A 14,839-nucleotide genomic window follows, 5' to 3' on the forward strand; every position below is an offset into this window, starting at 1 on the left:
CCCTTCACGAAATGTCTCGTTGACGAAAAGCGCCCCGCCCCGGCATTCCTGTCGGGGCGGGGCTTTTTTGCCCATACCGTGTTCGGCGCTGGTCGCAAACGCCACTCGGTCATGGCTATTTTGGAGATACAAAATGAACGATTTTACTCTGAATGCTGAAGTGCGTTCCGACCTGGGGAAAGGTGCGAGCCGCCGCCTGCGTCGTCTCGCAAGCCTGGTTCCAGCTGTAGTTTACGGTGGCGACAAAGCCCCTGAATCCATCAGCATGCTGGCCAAAGAAGTTGCCAAACTGCTCGAAAACGAAGCGGCTTACAGCCACATCATCGAGCTGAACGTTGGTGGCACCAAGCAGAACGTCATCATCAAGGCTCTGCAGCGTCACCCGGCCAAAGGCCACGTGATGCACGCTGACTTCGTACGCGTTGTTGCCGGCCAGAAACTGACCGCCATCGTGCCTGTGCACTTTGTTGGCGAAGAAGCTCCAGTCAAGAAAGGCGGCGAAGTTTCGCACGTTGTTGCCGAGATCGAAGTTTCCTGCCTGCCAAAAGATCTGCCTGAGTTCATCGAAGTCGACCTGTCGAAAGCAGAAATCGGCACCATCATTCACCTGTCGGACCTCAAAGCTCCTAAAGGTGTTGAGTTCGTTGCTCTGGCACACGGCGATGACAAGGCTGTTGCCAACGTCCACGCTCCACGTGTAGCTGCAGAACCTACCGAAGAAGGCGCAGCAGAGTAATTCACTCTGTCATGCCGGAGTGAGCAAGTAACATCGCGGACTGGAACGTAGCGAGAAAGCGGGCGAGAACGCGGAGTTTACATCCATGGTAAATGAGCATTTTTCGTCCACTTTCGCCGCTTTCCCTGATCGCGGCGATGTTATCCACCACTCCAAGGAAGGGCCCCTATCGTGACTGCCATCAAACTGATCGTTGGCCTGGGAAATCCAGGCGCTGAATACGAACAGACCCGGCATAACGCAGGGGCCCTTTTTGTTGAGCGCATCGCCCACGCACAGAATGTGACTCTTGTGGCCGATCGCAAATATTTCGGCCTGACCGGGCGCTACTCGCATCAGGGTCAGGATGTTCGTCTGCTGATTCCCACCACCTACATGAACCGCAGCGGCCAAGCCGTGGCGGCACTCGCCGGTTTCTTCCGCATCAAGCCTGAAGAAATCCTCGTGGCGCATGACGAACTCGACTTGCCTCCGGGCGTTGCCAAGCTCAAGCAGGGCGGCGGTCATGGCGGTCACAACGGGTTGCGCGACATCATTGCGCAACTGGGCAATCAGAATACGTTCTACCGCCTGCGGCTTGGCATCGGCCACCCGGGCGTTGCCAGTATGGTTTCAAATTTCGTCCTGGGTCGTGCGCCACGCGCCGAACAGGAAAAACTCGATGCCAGCATCGACTTTGCCCTCGGCGTGCTGCCGGATATCCTCGCCGGGGAATGGAACCGCGCGATGAAAAACCTGCACAGCCAGAAGGCCTGACTTTTACCCGAGGGGAAACACCATGGGATTCAATTGCGGCATCGTCGGCCTGCCTAACGTCGGCAAGTCCACCCTGTTCAACGCCCTGACCAAATCCGGTATCGCGGCCGAGAACTTCCCCTTCTGCACCATCGAGCCGAACAGCGGCATCGTGCCGATGCCAGATCCGCGCCTGGAAGCTCTGGCAGCCATCGTCAATCCGAAGCGCATCCTGCCGACCACCATGGAATTCGTCGACATCGCTGGCCTCGTCGCCGGCGCCTCGAAAGGTGAAGGCCTGGGCAACAAGTTCCTGGCCAACATCCGCGAAACCGACGCTATCGCTCACGTCGTGCGCTGCTTCGAAGACGACAACGTGATTCACGTTTCCAACAGCGTCGACCCGAAACGCGACATCGAAATCATCGACCTGGAACTGATCTTCGCCGACCTCGACAGCTGCGAGAAGCAACTGCAGAAAGTCGCGCGCAACGCCAAGGGCGGTGACAAGGACGCTGTGGTTCAGAAGGCGCTGCTCGAGCAACTGATCGCGCACTTCACCGAAGCCAAGCCTGCACGCAGCCTGATGAAGAACATGAGCGCTGACGAAAAGGCAGTGATCAAGGGCTTCCACCTGCTGACCACCAAACCGGTCATGTACATCGCCAACGTTGCCGAAGACGGTTTCGACAACAACCCGCACCTGGACGTGGTCAAGGCCATCGCTGAAGAAGAAGGCGCCATGGTCGTTCCGGTGTGCAACAAGATCGAAGCGGAGATCGCCGAGCTCGATGACGGCGAAGAGAAGGACATGTTCCTCGAGGCTCTGGGCCTGGAAGAGCCTGGCCTGAACCGCGTGATCCGCGCCGGCTACGAAATGCTGCACCTGCAGACCTACTTCACCGCCGGTGTCGAAGAAGTCCGCGCCTGGACCGTCAAGGTCGGTGCCACCGCACCACAGGCCGCTGGCGTGATCCACACCGACTTCGAAAAAGGCTTCATCCGTGCCGAAGTCATCGCCTACAACGACTTCATCCAGTACAAGGGCGAAGCCGGCGCCAAGGAAGCCGGCAAATGGCGCCTGGAAGGCAAGGATTACATCGTCAAGGACGGCGACGTGATGCACTTCCGTTTCAACGTCTAAGCAACAGCCGGGCAAGAAAAAGCCGCGTTTGATACGCGGCTTTTTTGTGCCTGAAATTCAGTGACTGCGTACATTTCCCTGTGGGAGCGAGCCTGCTCGCGAATGCGGCGTGTCAGCTAAGCATTCGTCAACTGACCCACCCATTCGCGAGCAGGCTCGCTCCCACAGTTCGATTCGTCTGATCACGCCTTTTTAGTACGCGGCAGGAAGATCGCCAACACACCAAACAACGGCAGGAACGAGCACAGGAAATACACGTACTCAATCCCGTGCACATCCGCCAGATGCCCGAGCAGCGCGGCGCCAATCCCGCCGAAACCAAACATCAGGCCGAAGAAAATCCCGGCAATCATCCCGACATTACCCGGCACCAGTTCCTGCGCGTACACCACGATCGCTGAGAACGCCGAGGCGAGAATGAAGCCGATCACCACGCTGAGAATGCTGGTCCAGAACAGATCGACATGCGGCAGGATCAAGGTGAATGGCGCCACCCCCAGGATGGAAAACCAGATCACTGCCTTGCGCCCGATCTTGTCGCCAATCGGTCCACCGAAGAACGTCCCCGCCGCCACTGCGCCCAGGAAAAGGAACAAGTGCAGCTGCGAGCTGGCCACCGACAGGTCGAACTTCTCGATCAGGTAGAAGGTGAAGTAGCTGGTGAAACTGGCCATGTAGAAATATTTGGAGAACACCAGTAGCCCCAGCACCACCAGCGCACTGGTCACCCTGCCCTTCGACAAGCCGTGCGTCGCCGCCTGGCCGGCCTTGAGCTTGAACAGGTTCAGGTGGTTGGCGTACCAGCGGCTGATGCGGTACAGCACAAACAGCGCAAACACCGCGAACAGACCGAACCACGCCACATTGCCCTGGCCGAAGGGAATGATGATCGCCGCCGCCAGCAACGGGCCGAACGCGGAGCCGGCATTGCCACCGACCTGGAAGGTCGATTGTGCCAGGCCAAAGCGTCCACCCGAAGCCAGACGCGCAACACGCGAGGCTTCCGGGTGAAAGGTCGACGAGCCAATGCCGATCAGCGCCGCCGCCAGCAGAATCATCGGGAAGCTGCCGACCACCGACATCATCAGAATGCCGATCAACGTACACACCGTGCCCGCCGGCAACAGCCACGGTTTCGGGTGGCGATCAGTGTGATAACCGACCCACGGCTGCAACAGCGACGCGGTCAACTGGAAGGTCAAGGTGATCAGGCCGACCTGGGTAAACGTCAGGCCGTAGTTGGCCTTGAGCATCGGATAGATCGAAGGCAGCACCGACTGGATCAGGTCGTTGATCAAATGCGCCAGCGCCACCGCGCCGATGATGCGCATCACCAAGGGGCTGCTTTGCGGAGCAGCGGTCGCCGAGGCAGCGGCGGTCTGAACGTTGCTGATAGCCATGAAAATTTCCGGACAGCAGATGAGTGCCCGCAGGCAGGTGCGTCAATGTGCCATTTTTCGGTGCGCTCGCGCTATCCCCTTAGGCAGCTAACTAACTGGTCGTCGAGCGAACGGTGATAGCGCAACGCCATGGTCTGAATCTTGCCTTGCTTCTGCCCTTGAACACGATCGCCTTACAAAGGCGCTCGACAATGGGAAGTTTCGCTACAGAGCCGGCCTACAGAGCGGGCATGGGTGAACTTTCGAGGCCTTTTAGAGGGCACAGGTCGCAGCCCAAAGGTTCGCGATGCACGCCAATGGTGCGTGGTGTCCAGAGGAGTCATGAGGCATGCAGGCTTTCCTTTCACCGGGGATCAAATTGCTGGGGCGGTTTGGCTTCGCAGGTAAATTCCAATTATTGTTTCTGCTGTTCATTCTGCCGCTGGCCGGCAGCCTGTTGATGATCGGCCATGACTATCGCGAGAAGCTCAATCTGATCTCCGGCGAACGTGCCGGTGTGCGTCAATTGCTCGCGCTGGATGCGCTGGACAACCTGCTCGCCGCGCAACGCGACCGCGCCGCCCGCTGGCGCGCCACCGAGACCAATCGTCAGCCGACACCGGCCACCCTCGCCGCCATGGCTGCCTTCGACGGCGTGCAACCGGCGGTGCTGCAAGCCACCACGGAGTTGGGCAATGCACTGAGCCAGCAAGGCGCCGAGGACGAAATCCTCGCGCGCTATCAGGCGCTGCAAACCGCACTCAATGGTCTGGATTCGAAAAGTCTCAGCAGCGTTGGCTGGTGGCCGGACGGTTACGACCGCTTCACCAATGCCCTGGGCGCGCTGCAAGCCTTGCGCGAGCAGATCGTCATGGATAATCGCCTGACCCTAGCGCCGTGGCTGGAAACCTACTTGCTGACGCAGATTTCCACGCAACACGCACCTGACCTGATCGAGCGGGTCGGGCGTCTCGCCGCAGTCGGCCAGGCTTCGGTGGTCTCCGGGCAGTTCACCCTGCAGAGCCGCTTGCAGTTGCGCGACCTGCGCAGCCGCATCGGCGACGCCCGCGAGCAACTGGTGAAAACCGCCGGCCTGCTGGAGGCGCGTCTGCCAGTCGAGCTGCAAGCCTGGGCCGGTCAGTATCACGACAGCCTGAAACACCTCGATAGCGGCCTGAAAGTCCTCGACGACGGTGTGTTCGGCGGCAGCATCAACCTCAAGCCGGAAGACTTCGAACGCAGCCTCGACGCGCTGCTCACCGACCTCGCGTCCCTGCGCCAGCAATCCCTGGTCGCGCTGGATCAGCGGCTCGATGCGTATTACAGCTCGGCGATCCGCCAGTTCATTCTTGTCGCCGCAATCTTCGGTTGCCTGCTGCTGGCCGCGTTGTACCTGTTCGTTTGCCTGCAAGCCTCGATCCGCCGCAGCGCCAGCGGCATCACCCTACTCGCCGAAGCTTTGCGCGACGGCAACCTGAGCCTGCAAGTGCCGGTGGTGGGGCGCGATGAGCTGGCAGCGATCAGCACCGCGCTCAACGTCGCTGTGGTGCAACTGCGCAGCAGCATGCTTGGCGTCGACCACGAGACCTCGCAGTTGAGCAACGCGGTGCGGAGCCTCAACCAACACTCCAGCGGCGCCCTGAGCGAAGTCGAGGCGCAGCAGTTGCAGATCAGCCAGATCGCCGCTGCCGCCACACAACTGGCCGCCACCTCGCAAGGCGTCGCGCAGAGTTGCGAACAGGCCTCCGGCAGCGCCCAGCAGACCCGGCGCATCGCCGCCGACAGCAGCCGCGACAGCCAGCGCACCACGGCCAGCATTCAGCAGCTCAATCAGCGCCTGAACGACACTGCCGCCGCGCTCGGCCGGGTCAGCGAGCAAGGCCAACAGATTCAACTGGTAGTGGACACGATTCGCGGCGTCGCCGAGCAGACCAACCTGCTCGCGCTCAACGCCGCCATCGAAGCCGCCCGCGCCGGCGAACAGGGTCGCGGCTTTGCCGTGGTCGCCGACGAGGTGCGCAGCCTCTCGCAACGCACGCAATCGTCCACCGCGCAGATCGCTGGCACCGTCGACAGCCTGCGCGCGACGGTCAACGAAGCGGTGAGCCTGATGGAAGCCGCCTGCGGCCAGGCGCAATCGGATGCCGAGGCGGTCACCGGACTCGGCGAACGCTTGGGAGAAATCGCCAGCGCCGTACAGAGCGTCACCGACACCCTGGCGCAAATCGCCACGGCGGTTGAAGAACAGGCCAGCACCGCCGACGAAGTCAGCGGCAATATCCAGCAGGTCGATCAAGCGGCGGTGCGTTTGCTTGAAGGCGCACGGGCGGTGAACCTCGCGGCCGACACCTTGAGCCAGGGCAGCGAAGCCCTGAGCGCCAATACCGCCAGATTCCAACTGCGCTGACGCCCTCCCCGGCCCCGATTTTCGGGGCTGGAGGATAAGCGGTTGAAAACAGGAAGAAATATTTTCGATTTACGCTTGACGCTTTGCCATTTCAGGGGAATAATGCGCGCCACTTGGCTACATAGCTCAGTTGGTTAGAGCATAGCATTCATAATGCTGGGGTCCGGGGTTCAAGTCCCTGTGTAGCCACCAAGTACTAAAAACGGCTTACCGAAAGGTAGGCCGTTTTTTTATGCCTCGAGAAAAGTTGCGCTCTGCTTCACTCGCAACCTACCGCTTAATGTCAGCGGATCAATTCCACGTTCCCCCATCAGAGAAATTCCGCAGGGAAAAAATCAGAAAGCCCGACATCGAGCCGGGCTTCTTATTACCACGGTGGATCACGCTGCTGTGTGTTCCTGATCATCCTGACTGTGAGCGACCACCTTCGACAAACCGAGCCCCACAGCAGACAGCACCTTCAGTAGCGTAGAAAGGCCTGGGTTCCCATCTGCTGAAAATTGGCGGAAGATTGCCTCTATTGAGTCCGGTTGCATTGGAGACAGCGGCAAAACCGCCTCTCGCTTCCACCACACGTCGCACCGCGGTGAGAAACACAGACTCACCGCCCTCTTCATCAATTTCTTCCAATGCTGCAACGAGATATTCGAGAGCGACATTCTCGTCCGTGCGCAGCATTTCGAGAACACTGTCCTCGTGATTGCTTACGCTTTTCATTGAGCTACCTCTTCAGCGCCTTTTAGATTTCTTTTGATTGATCGATGTCGTGTTGCTGCCTTTGTTTTGTTCCACCGCCCAGCAAAAGTGAAGCCCCTCCTGGGAACCGTACAGAAACCATCCTCAGGCAACGCCGTGTAGGCTGTCGACCTGAATAATCTGTATGAGAAATCCGGCGGTCGCGACGGCGATAGGTGCCCACCTGGCTTTGGGACGTCTGGCCGGCGGCGTTTTTTTGCAACAGCGCCTGAACAGGGCCATCCGTGGCGCCGGCGGGCCGGCCAGCGTGTTCGTGCTGGAAATTCTGCCGAGCAAAATGGCCGACGGCACGCTTCACACCGACTAAGAACCAAGAAGATCGCACCATCCGAGTTACCGCTTTCGCGAGCAGGCTCGCTCCCACAAGGGCATCGTTTTCGGCCAATCGATTGGCGCGGCCGCTGAGCGGGAGTGCTGTAATCCTCACGCAGTTTGCACCCCACCCGCCCGCTCGATAAAGTCCCCCAAGACTTTTACCCCACGGACGGAGAGCCCGCGTGTTTCCAGCCCAGCCCTTGAAGCGCTTTCGCCTGCCAGCCCTGACACTGCTTGTCAGCGCTCTGACCCTCAACGCATGCAACGCCCCGCCCTCTTCTTCGTTGCCGCTGGCACCGGAAGCTGCATCCGGCTATCGCACTGATCTGCAAACCCGTCACGCCAACAGGCACATGGCCGCTGCTGCCAATCCACTCGCGGCCGAAGCCGGGCGGGAGATGTTGCGTGAGGGTGGTTCGGCGATTGATGCGGCGATTGCGATGCAGGCGGTGTTGACGCTGGTTGAGCCGCAGTCTTCCGGGATCGGTGGCGGGGCGATGATTGTGTTGTGGGATGGCAAGCAGGTGCGCACCTATGACGGCCGCGAAACGGCGCCGGCCGGGGCCACCGAGAAGCTGTTCCTGAAGGCTGACGGTAAACCGATGGCTTTCACGCAAGCGCAGATCGGCGGGCGCTCGGTCGGTACGCCCGGGGTATTGCGCGCCCTGGAGCTGGCGCATCGGCAACACGGTCGCTTGCCATGGGCGAAGCTGTTTGAGCCGGCGATCAAACTGGCCGAACAAGGCTTTGCGATTTCCCCGCGCCTGCATTCGCTGCTGACTGCCGATCCTCTGATACGCCAGTCGCCAGACATGGCTGCGTACTTCCTCAATGAGGATGGCAGCGTCAAAGCTGTCGGCACGCGCCTGCAAAACCCGAAGTTGGCGGCCGTATTCAAACGTATCGCCAGCGAAGGTGCCGATGCGCTGTACAAAGGTCCGATCGCCGAAGAGATCGTCGCCGTGGTTCAACAGCACGCCAACCCCGGCAGCCTGTCGCTGACCGATTTGCAGCGTTATCAGGCCAAGGAGCGCGCGCCGCTGTGTACCGACTACAAGCGTTGGCAGGTCTGCGGCATGCCGCCACCGTCGTCAGGCGGGATCGCCGTGGCGCAGATTCTCGGCACATTGCAGGCGCTGGAGACTCGCGACCCACGCCTGTCGCTGACGCCGCTCAAACCAGTGAACACCAACAGGCCGGCCGGCATCGAACCGGCGCCGCAAGCGGTGCATCTGATCGCCGAGGCTGAACGTCTGGCCTATGCCGACCGTGCGCAATACGTGGCCGACACCGACTTCGTACCGGTGCCGGTCAAAGGGTTGCTCGATCCTGCCTACCTGGCCAGCCGCGCCAGTCTGATCGGCGAGCGCAGCATGGGCAGCGCCAAACCGGGCACACCGCCGGGCGTACAGGTTGCCTACGCACCGGACCGCTCGCCGTTGCGCATCTCGACCTCGCAAGTGGTCGCGGTGGATGATCTCGGCGGCGCCGTGTCGATGACCACCACCATCGAAGCCGCGTTCGGCTCGCACCTGATGGTTCAAGGTTTTCTGCTGAACAACCAGATGACCGACTTCTCGTTCATCCCCGAAGAGAACGGGCAGAAAGTCGCGAACCGCGTCGAACCGGGCAAACGCCCACGCTCGTCGATGGCGCCGACGCTGATCTTTGATCGCAACACCGGTGAATTTGTCGCCACGGTCGGCTCCCCCGGCGGCTCGCAGATCATCGAATACGTGGCGAAAACCACCATCGGCCTGCTCGACTGGAACCTCGATGCACAAAGTGCGATCAACCTGCCCAACTTCGGCAGCCGCAATGGCCCCACCGAACTGGAACAGGGACAGTTCAGCCCGGCGCTGATTCAGGCACTCAAGGACAAGGGCCACACGCTCAGCGAAATCGACATGACCAGCGGTACCCAGGCGATCGTGCGGGTGAAGGATGCGCAGGGCAAAGCGACCTTGACGGGGGTGCCGATCCTCGGCGTGAGGGAGAAGCGTTGGGGGACTGAAACACTGCATTGAAAAAGGCCTGCCGAGCAGCAGGCCTTCTCCCGGGAGTAAATCAGACCGCCAACGTCTTGCCATCCACCCCATCCCCAATCGTCAGAAAATGCCCGCCCGCAACGTGATGCAGCGTACGCAATCCATCCTGCCCTTCGAAATGCCAGCGCCCATCGCTGAACACACGCTCGTCCGCCTGGGCGGCGATGACCTCAGCGAGGAACAGGTCGTATTGCTCGTGATTGCGCGGCTCCGGCAGCAGGCGGCATTCGAGCCAGGCGACACAGCCGTCGAGCAGCGGCGCTTCAACCTGTTCGCCAGCGAAGGTTTGCAGACCGTACGCCTGAAACTTGTCCTGACCCTGGGCGCGGGTGATTTCCAGGCCGGAGGTGTTGCCGACGGTTTGCACGATATCGGCCTGATTGACGCACGGCACATTCAGCACAAAAGTGCCGGAGGCTTCGAGCAACTGGCGGGTCCAGGTGGATTTGTCGAGGACGACGGCGACTTTCGGTGGTTCGAAATCCAGCGGCATGGCCCAAGCGGCGGCCATGATGTTGCGCTGGCCGTCGTGAGCGGCGCTGACCAGCACGGTCGGCCCGTGGTTGAGCAGGCGGTAGGCTTTGTTCAGAGGCACCGGACGGCGGTGGGAGACGCTCATGGGATTTGCTCCGGAGGAAAAGGAGCCGATTGTAGCGCTGTCACTGGAGAATCACAGAACCTGTGGGAATGAGCAGATGCGGCGCTGCCCCTCGGTGATCGTTCCCACGCTCTGCGCCACGCCAGCGAAGGAACGCGGAGCGTCCCGGGCGGCATTCCCACGCAGAGCGTGGGAACGATCAGTGCGGTGTCAGTGAGACAGCTGATTGGCAAACTGCCCCACCGCATCCACCACTTTCTGCGCACCGTCCTGAATCTCGACGATCACCGTGCCCGCCTCCGCCGCCAGCGCCAGGCCCTGTTCAGCCTGAAGCTTGCCGTCGGTCATCAGCGCCACGGCATTGCGGGCCATTTCCTGATTCTGCCGTACCACGCCAACGATTTCATCGGTCGCCTGGCTGGTGCGCGAGGCCAACTGCCGGACCTCGTCCGCGACCACGGCAAAACCACGGCCCTGCTCGCCGGCGCGAGCGGCTTCGATGGCGGCGTTGAGCGCCAGCAGGTTGGTCTGTTCGGCAATGCCGCTGATGGTTTTGACGATGGTGCCGATCACCAGCGACTGCTCGTTGAGCGCCTCGATACCTTCGCCAGCGGCTTGCATGTGCCGCGACAAATCACGCATCACGTTCACCGCTTCGGTGACCACCGTGGTGCCCCGTTGCGCGGTGCTGTCGGTTTGTTGCGAGGTGCTGTAAGCGATGCTCGCTGCATCGGCAACCGCCTGCTCGCGGTTGACCTGATCGGTGATCACCGTGGCGAACTTCACCACTTTGTACAGTTTGTCGTTGGCATCAACCACCGGGTTGTAGGACGCTTCCAGCCACACCGTACGACCATGGCTGTCGATACGCTTGAAGCGGCCAGCGACAAATTCACCGCTGTTCAGGCGCCGCCAGAAGTTTTGGTACTCGGCGCTGTTGTACTCATCCGGGGCGCAGAACGTGCGGTGATGTTTGCCTTTGATCTGCGCCAGGCTGTAACCCATGCCGTTGAGGAAGCGATCATTGGCGCTGAGCACATTGCCGTTGAGGTCGAACTCGATCACGGCGGTGGAGCGCACCAGCGCGCCGATCAGGTTCTCATGCTCGCGGGAGGCTTCGATGGTGCGGGTCAGGTCGCTGGCGTAGAAGGAAATGTGTCTGATCCGGCCATCGGACGAGCGCACCGGTTGCACGATGGAACGCAGCCACGCCTCGTCGCCATTGCCGCGTAACAGGCGCACGGCGCCGGCGAAGTGCTCGCCACGGCTCATCGAGTTCTTGAAGCGCTGATGGAATTCGTCGGATTTGACGTGGGCCGGCACGATGTCTTCGATTGCCCGGCCGACCAGGTCCTGGCTCTTGTAGAGCATTTCATCGAGAAAGTTCTGGTTGACCGAACGGATCCGCCCGTCGGGCTCAAGGGTCAGCGCGAGCATTTCGCTTTCCAGGCTTTCCTTCACTTGTACAAGGCTGGAGAGTTCTTCACGAAGAGCGGCCAGCTCTTGCTTCAAGCGTTTATTGAACATGGGAAAGCACCGATGGCAGGTAGTAAGCGGATACAACCTAGCCATCGGCCTTGCACAGCTTTTCTGAAGCGGGCTCAAGACCCGTCAGTCGAAAATAGTCCGGCGCTGTCGGTTCAAGCCGCGCCGGCAGCCTGACACGGGCCGGTGCGCGGCATGCGCGCACCGAAATACGCCGCTGTCAGAATGCCCACCGCGCCCATCACTGCACAGAACATCACGCAGACCCACGGGCTCCACGGCATCAGACCAATCAGCAACAGCGGTGTGATACTTGCCCAGGCGGCGTAGGCAATGTTGTAGGTGAAGGAAATGCCCGACACGCGAATCCGCGCCGGGAACAGCCCGACCATCACCGAAGGCACCGCACCCACTACCCCGCAAGCCAGGCCGGCGACCGCATAGGCCATGCCGATCCAATGCCCGCCCATGATCAGACAGCCATACAACACGCCAATGCCCAATGGCAGCAACAGGCTGTAGAGCATGACCGTGCGCCAGGCGCCGATGCGGTCGACCAGCAGACCGGCGACCACGCAGCCGATATTGAGGAAGACGATGCCCAAGGCACTGAGGCCGAAGGTGTGGCTGGCGGTCATGCCGAAGGTTTTCTGCATCATGGTCGGGGTGATGACGACGAACACCACCACTGCCGAGGTGAGTACGCAGGTGAGCAACATGGCCGGCAACATGGCCAGACGATGTTCACGCAGCACCGTGCGCAACGGCAGCTCGACCCGCGCCTCGCGCTGCGCTTGCATGGCCATGAACACCGGGGTTTCGCTGAGCCAGCGGCGCAGATAAACGCCCACTACGCCGAACACGCCGCCGAGCAGAAACGGATAGCGCCAGGCGTAATCGAGAATTTCGGCGGGCGTGAATACCTGTGCGAGGAAGGTCGCGGTAAGTGCACCGATCAAGTAACCGAATGTCAGGCCGGCCTGCAAGAATCCGAGGGCGTAACCGCGATGGCCGGTCGGGGCATGCTCGGCGACGAACACCCAGGCACTCGGCACTTCACCACCCACCGCAGCGCCTTGCAGGATGCGCAGCGCCAGCAACAGCAAGGGCGCGAAATAGCCGATCTGCGCGTAGGTCGGCATGATCCCGATCAGCAGACACGGCAGCGCCATCATCAGGATGCTCAGGCTGAACACCTTTTTGCGCCCGAGACGGTCGGCGAAATGCGCCATCAGAATCCCGCCCAGCGGCCGTGCCAGATAACCGGTGACGAAGATGCCGAAACTCTGCAGCAAGCGCAGCCACTCGGGCATTTCCGGCGGGAAGAACAGCTGGCTCAGGGTCAGCGCGAAGAACACGAAAATGATGAAATCGTAGATTTCCAGCGCCCCGCCGAGCGCCGCAAGGCCGAGGGTCTTGTAGTCGGCACGGCTGAATGGCGCCGGTCGGGCTGGAGAATTGGCAGTCATGACAAAGAACTCAGGCATCGGCAAAAACCAAGGCGCTCATGGTCTACGCAAAAGCGCGGATCGACAACCCGTCAGACCATAGTCTCGGTTTGCGAAAACCTGCTCAACAAAAGGGCGGCGCTTGATTTACTGTTAGTGCCTGTCTGCTGGGCCACAGCTTACAAACCACCATCAATCCCTGTGGGAGCGAGCTTGCTCGCGAAGAGGCCGGTATATTCAACATCACTGTTGACTGACCTGACGCCTTCGCGAGCAAGCTCGCTCCCACAAGAGGCGCTGACCATGTTGAGATTGTGGCCAGAGATCAAAATAACCATAAAAAACCCGAGGTACTCCCCGTGGCCGTTGATATCGAAGATAGCCGCTCCGCGCGCTTTGCCCTGCGCTGTTCCAGTTTTGCCGAACGCTGGTTTCCCGACTCCTGGGTATTCGCCGCGTTGGCCGTGATCATCGTTGCGCTGGCCACGTTGGCCATGGGCGCCAAACCCACCGCTGCAGCGATGGCCTTCGGCGACGGGTTCTGGAGCCTGATCCCGTTCACCATGCAGATGGCCTTCGTGGTGATCGGCGGTTATGTCGTCGCCAGCTCTCCGCCCGCAGTCAAACTGATCGACAAACTGGCACGCATCCCGAAGAACGGCCGCTCCGCCGTGGCCTGGGTGGCGTTGATCTCGATGGTCGCATCGCTGCTCAATTGGGGTCTGTCGCTGGTATTCGGCGGACTGCTGGTACGCGCCCTCGCCCGCCGCACCGACCTGAAAATGGATTATCGCGCCGCAGGCGCTGCGGCGTATCTGGGCCTCGGTGCGGTGTGGGCGCTGGGCTTGTCATCGTCGGCCGCCCAGTTGCAGGCCAACCCCGGCAGCCTGCCGCCGTCGATCCTGTCGATCACCGGCGTGATCCCGTTCACCGAAACCATTTTTCTCTGGCAGTCCGGGGTCATGCTGCTGGCACTGATCGTGATTTCGATCATCATCGCCTACGCCACCGCCCCGGGGCCGAACTCGGCACGCGACGCCAAGGCCTGTGGCATCGACCCGGCGTTCAATCTGCCACCGCTGCAACCGCGCACTCGCCCCGGCGAATGGCTGGAACACAGCCCGTTGCTGATCATCGTGCTGGTGCTGCTGGCGGCGGGATGGCTGTTTCACGAGTTCTCGACCAAACCGGCGATCACTGCGATTTCCGGCCTGAACACCTACAACTTCCTGTTCATCATGCTCGGCGCGCTGTTGCACTGGCGCCCGCGCAGCTTCCTCGATGCGGTGGCCCGTGCGGTGCCAACCACCACTGGCGTGTTGATCCAGTTTCCGCTGTACGGCTCGATCGCCGCGCTGATGACCACGGTCAAAGGCGCCGATGCGCAAACCCTCGCGCATCACATTTCGACTTTCTTCGTCAGCATCGCCTCCCACGACACCTATGCGCTGCTGATGGGCGTGTATTCGGCGATTCTCGGGTTCTTCATACCGTCCGGCGGCGGCAAGTGGATTATCGAAGCGCCCTACGTGATGCAAGTCGCCAATGACCTGCAATACCACCTCGGCTGGGCAGTGCAGATCTACAACGCCGCCGAAGCTCTGCCGAACCTGATCAACCCGTTCTATATGCTGCCGCTGCTGGGCGTGCTCGGGTTGAAGGCGCGGGACCTGATCGGTTTCTCGTTCGTGCAACTGCTGGTGCACACGCCGCTGGTGCTGCTGTTGTTGTGGGCGTTGGGGACGACATTGGCGTATACGCCGCCGGTGATGCCGTAGGTAGACTTTA

10 protein-coding genes, 1 tRNA gene and 3 pseudogenes are annotated in these 14,839 nt (G+C 60.9%); 8 read left to right on the plus strand and 6 right to left on the minus strand.

Going from position 1 to position 14,839, the window contains the following annotated elements; translation table 11 throughout:
* The first annotated feature begins 133 nt into the window (after positions 1-133).
* The 3 genes from ACZZZ4_RS04275 to ychF all read left to right on the plus strand — a co-directional run bounded on the left by ACZZZ4_RS04275 (position 134) and on the right by ychF (position 2,615).
* A complete protein-coding gene (locus tag ACZZZ4_RS04275; RefSeq protein WP_039761263.1) occupies positions 134-736 on the plus strand; it encodes a 50S ribosomal protein L25/general stress protein Ctc in 603 nt (200 codons plus the stop codon).
* 171 nt (positions 737-907) lie between these two features.
* A complete protein-coding gene (gene pth / locus ACZZZ4_RS04280; RefSeq protein ID WP_039761261.1) occupies positions 908-1,492 on the plus strand; it encodes an aminoacyl-tRNA hydrolase in 585 nt (194 codons plus the stop codon).
* A gap of 22 nt (positions 1,493-1,514) precedes the next feature.
* Positions 1,515-2,615, plus strand: coding sequence for a redox-regulated ATPase YchF (ychF, locus tag ACZZZ4_RS04285; protein ID WP_039761260.1), 1,101 nt, complete (start codon positions 1,515-1,517; stop codon positions 2,613-2,615).
* A 182-nt stretch (positions 2,616-2,797) separates the two neighbouring features.
* Here ychF and ACZZZ4_RS04290 read toward each other — a convergent pair whose 3' ends face one another.
* On the minus strand, positions 2,798-4,015 hold the full coding sequence (locus ACZZZ4_RS04290; RefSeq protein ID WP_463547311.1) for an MFS transporter: 1,218 nt from the start codon (positions 4,013-4,015) through the stop codon (positions 2,798-2,800).
* A 328-nt stretch (positions 4,016-4,343) separates the two neighbouring features.
* Between ACZZZ4_RS04290 and ACZZZ4_RS04295 the strand changes: the two genes are divergently transcribed.
* Positions 4,344-6,401: a methyl-accepting chemotaxis protein gene (locus tag ACZZZ4_RS04295; RefSeq protein ID WP_463547312.1), complete on the plus strand. Its 2,058-nt coding sequence runs from the start codon at positions 4,344-4,346 to the stop codon at positions 6,399-6,401.
* Between the two features lie 115 nt (positions 6,402-6,516).
* Positions 6,517-6,593: transfer RNA gene (locus tag ACZZZ4_RS04300), tRNA-Met, on the plus strand.
* 188 nt (positions 6,594-6,781) lie between these two features.
* On the opposite strand, the pseudogene ACZZZ4_RS04305 reads toward ACZZZ4_RS04300, so the two are convergent.
* Positions 6,782-7,118: pseudogene (locus tag ACZZZ4_RS04305) on the minus strand (helix-turn-helix domain-containing transcriptional regulator).
* Between the two features lie 163 nt (positions 7,119-7,281).
* Between ACZZZ4_RS04305 and ACZZZ4_RS04310 the strand changes: the two are divergent.
* Together ACZZZ4_RS04310 and ggt are read left to right on the plus strand one after the other, a co-directional pair.
* Positions 7,282-7,464: a hypothetical protein gene (locus ACZZZ4_RS04310; protein WP_463547313.1), complete on the plus strand. Its 183-nt coding sequence runs from the start codon at positions 7,282-7,284 to the stop codon at positions 7,462-7,464.
* Positions 7,465-7,654: 190 nt separating this feature from the next.
* Positions 7,655-9,486, plus strand: a pseudogene (gene ggt / locus ACZZZ4_RS04315) (gamma-glutamyltransferase).
* 53 nt (positions 9,487-9,539) lie between these two features.
* Here the strand turns inward: ggt and ACZZZ4_RS04320 are convergent.
* The 4 genes and pseudogenes from ACZZZ4_RS04320 to ACZZZ4_RS04335 form a co-directional block, all read right to left on the minus strand.
* Entirely contained in the window at positions 9,540-10,139 is a 600-nt protein-coding gene (locus tag ACZZZ4_RS04320; RefSeq protein ID WP_434766726.1) for a flavin reductase family protein, read from the minus strand.
* 189 nt (positions 10,140-10,328) lie between these two features.
* A complete protein-coding gene (locus tag ACZZZ4_RS04325; RefSeq protein WP_420480646.1) occupies positions 10,329-10,937 on the minus strand; it encodes a methyl-accepting chemotaxis protein in 609 nt (202 codons plus the stop codon).
* Positions 10,917-11,690: pseudogene (locus ACZZZ4_RS04330) on the minus strand (PAS domain-containing protein); the annotation flags it as partial. The gene ACZZZ4_RS04325 and the pseudogene ACZZZ4_RS04330, both read right to left, overlap by 21 nt.
* Positions 11,691-11,758: 68 nt before the next feature.
* A complete protein-coding gene (locus ACZZZ4_RS04335; protein ID WP_129997693.1) occupies positions 11,759-13,072 on the minus strand; it encodes an MFS transporter in 1,314 nt (437 codons plus the stop codon).
* A 338-nt stretch (positions 13,073-13,410) separates the two neighbouring features.
* Between ACZZZ4_RS04335 and ACZZZ4_RS04340 the strand changes: the two genes are divergently transcribed.
* The gene (locus ACZZZ4_RS04340; protein ID WP_016773194.1) at positions 13,411-14,829 is read left to right on the plus strand and encodes a short-chain fatty acid transporter; all 1,419 of its coding nucleotides are present in this window, start codon (positions 13,411-13,413) and stop codon (positions 14,827-14,829) included.
* Positions 14,830-14,839 lie beyond the last annotated feature (10 nt).

It is taken from the genome of Pseudomonas sp. AC252 (assembly GCF_979258105.1).

Bases quoted from the DNA above. Each gene is read 5' to 3' on its own strand.
- ACZZZ4_RS04275 (WP_039761263.1), top strand. From the start codon at position 134: ATGAACGATTTTACTCTGAATGCTGAAGTGCGTTCCGACCTGGGGAAA.
- ychF (WP_039761260.1), top strand. From the start codon at position 1,515: ATGGGATTCAATTGCGGCATCGTCGGCCTGCCTAACGTCGGCAAGTCC.
- ACZZZ4_RS04290 (WP_463547311.1), bottom strand. From the start codon at position 4,015: ATGGCTATCAGCAACGTTCAGACCGCCGCTGCCTCGGCGACCGCTGCT.
- ACZZZ4_RS04295 (WP_463547312.1), top strand. From the start codon at position 4,344: ATGCAGGCTTTCCTTTCACCGGGGATCAAATTGCTGGGGCGGTTTGGC.
- ACZZZ4_RS04310 (WP_463547313.1), top strand. From the start codon at position 7,282: ATGAGAAATCCGGCGGTCGCGACGGCGATAGGTGCCCACCTGGCTTTG.
- ACZZZ4_RS04320 (WP_434766726.1), bottom strand. From the start codon at position 10,139: ATGAGCGTCTCCCACCGCCGTCCGGTGCCTCTGAACAAAGCCTACCGC.
- ACZZZ4_RS04335 (WP_129997693.1), bottom strand. From the start codon at position 13,072: ATGACTGCCAATTCTCCAGCCCGACCGGCGCCATTCAGCCGTGCCGAC.